The sequence below is a fragment of the Immundisolibacter sp. genome (genome assembly GCF_041625615.1).
Taxonomy (GTDB): Bacteria; Pseudomonadota; Gammaproteobacteria; order Immundisolibacterales; family Immundisolibacteraceae; genus Immundisolibacter.
In genome coordinates this window covers 1-1585 of record NZ_JBFJTF010000238.1, presented here as the reverse complement: position 1 = coordinate 1585, position 1585 = coordinate 1, and the positions used below count along the sequence as shown (strand labels likewise).

2 protein-coding genes and 1 pseudogene are annotated in these 1585 nt (G+C 72.3%); 2 read left to right on the top strand and 1 reads right to left on the bottom strand.

All coding sequences use genetic code 11. The annotated features are described in order from the left end of the window. Both ABYX71_RS11900 and dtd read left to right on the top strand, forming a co-directional pair. Positions 1-734: pseudogene (locus ABYX71_RS11900) on the top strand (translational GTPase TypA); the annotation flags it as partial. A 5-nt stretch (positions 735-739) separates the two neighbouring features. Next, positions 740-1177 (top strand): D-aminoacyl-tRNA deacylase, encoded by a 438-nt coding sequence (gene dtd, locus ABYX71_RS11895; RefSeq protein WP_372696705.1) that lies wholly within the window; start codon positions 740-742, stop codon positions 1175-1177. Positions 1178-1186: 9 nt separating this feature from the next. Here dtd and ABYX71_RS11890 read toward each other — a convergent pair. Then, positions 1187-1585, bottom strand: a 399-nt coding sequence (locus ABYX71_RS11890) for a hydantoinase B/oxoprolinase family protein (protein ID WP_372696704.1), incomplete at its 5' end; no start/stop codon positions are given.

Below are 1585 nucleotides of genomic sequence, written 5' to 3'. Positions count from 1 at the left end.
GCGAGCTGCACCTGTCCATCCTCATCGAGACCATGCGCCGCGAGGGCTACGAACTGGCCGTGTCGCGTCCGCAGGTGATCGTCAAGGAAGTCGACGGCGTGCCGTGCGAGCCCTACGAGCAGCTCACCATCGACGTCGACATCAACTACCAGGGCGCCATCATGGAGCTGATCGGCGCCCGCCGCGGTGAGCTCACGGACATGGTGCCGGACGGCCGCGGCCGGGTGCGCCTGGACTACCGCATTCCCACCCGCGGCCTGATCGGCCTGCGCACCGAATTCCTGTCGGCCAGCGCCGGTACCGGCCTCATGCACCACGTGTTCGACGCCTACGCCCCGGTTTCCGGCGGTGAAATGGCGCTGCGCAAGAACGGTGTGCTGATCAGCAACGGTACCGGCAAGGCGGTCGGCTTCGCTCTGTTCAACCTGCAGGAGCGCGGCCGGCTGATGGTCGGCCCCGGCGACGAGATCTACGAGGGTCAGGTGGTGGGCCTGCACAGCCGCGGCAACGACCTCACCGTGAACCCGCTCAAGGCCAAGCAGCTGACCAACATCCGCGCCGCCGGCAGCGACGAGAACATCGCGCTGACGCCGCCCATGCGCCTGACGCTGGAGCAGGCGCTGGAGTTCATCGAGGCCGACGAACTGGTCGAGGTCACGCCGCACCACCTGCGCGTGCGCAAGCGCTACCTGCTGGAATCCGACCGCCGCCGGCACAGCCGCAACGCGGGCTAGCCTCCATGCTGGCCCTGCTGCAGCGGGTCAGCCACGCCCGCGTGGAGGTGGCCGGCGAGGTGGTGGGGCAGATCGGCCCCGGCCTGCTGGTGCTGGTCGGCGTGCAGCCGGCCGATGGCCCCGGGCAGGCGACGCGCCTGGCCGAGCGGCTGCTCGGCTACCGCGTGTTCGAGGACGGCGACGGGCGCATGAATCTGAGCCTCACCGACACCGGCGGCGGCCTGCTGCTGGTGCCGCAGTTCACGCTGGCCGCCGACACCGACCGTGGCCGGCGCCCGAGCTTCACCAGCGCCGCCGAGCCGCGGCACGCACAGGCCCTGTTCGAGGTGCTGGTGGACGCCGCCCGCCAGCGCCACACGGATGTCGCCACCGGCCGCTTCGGTGCCGACATGCAGGTCAGCCTGACCAACGACGGGCCGGTGACGTTTCTGCTGCGGGCCTGACCTCGGCGCTCAGCCCGGGGGTGCGCCGTAGCCGCCGCCGCCGGGCGTCTCGATGCACAGCACGTCGCCTGCCTGCAGTGACCACACGCCCACCGGTGCCAGTGTCTGCCACCGGCCGTCCCGCCACAGGCGGTTGCGGCCCAGCGCGCCCGGCGCGCCGCCGGCCAGGCCGAACGGCGCGCGCTGGCGGCGCTGGGTGATCAGCGTCAGGGTGGCCGGCGCCAGCAGTTCGTATTCCCGCAGCAAACCATCGCCGCCGCGGCGCTGGCCGTCACCGCCGCTGCCCCGGCGCAGCGCGAACCGGCGCAGGCGCAGGCCCGGCAGGCGGTGTTCCAGCACCTCGGGGTCGGTGATGCGGGTGTTGGTCATGTGCACCTGCACCGCGCTGGCGCCGTCGTGCCCGGCGGT

Coding starts and splice junctions, on each gene's coding strand:
- dtd (WP_372696705.1), top strand. CDS start 740: ATGCTGGCCCTGCTGCAGCGGGTCAGCCACGCCCGCGTGGAGGTGGCC.